Consider the following 245-nt stretch of genomic DNA (forward strand, 5'->3'; position numbering starts at 1 on the left):
CCTTCGAGCCGAAGGCCGCGGCACGCGCCACGGCGACGCCCTGACGCTGACCGCCGGAGAGGGTCTCGACCGACTGGCCGATGTTCTGGAGCGTCTGCAGCCCGAGCTGCGACATCACCTCGAGCGACTCCGCCTCCCTCGTCGTCGACATGCTCGCGTCGGGCGGTCACCCGAACCCGCCGACGTGGTCACGCATCGTGTGGGCCGCGCTCGAGGGTGTTCTCGCACTCGCGCTGCTCGTCGCA

The 245-nt window shown here is 71.0% G+C and carries 1 protein-coding gene; it reads left to right on the plus strand.

Annotated elements, in window-relative coordinates:
* Positions 1-80: 80 nt before the first annotated feature.
* On the plus strand, positions 81-245 hold a 165-nt coding region (locus SB658_RS26690; RefSeq protein WP_410603512.1), incomplete at its 3' end, for a BCCT family transporter.

Origin of the sequence: Bacillus sp. SIMBA_008 (assembly GCF_046535495.1) — a bacterium.
In the GTDB taxonomy this organism is placed as follows: Bacteria; Bacillota; Bacilli; order Bacillales; family Bacillaceae; genus Bacillus; species Bacillus subtilis.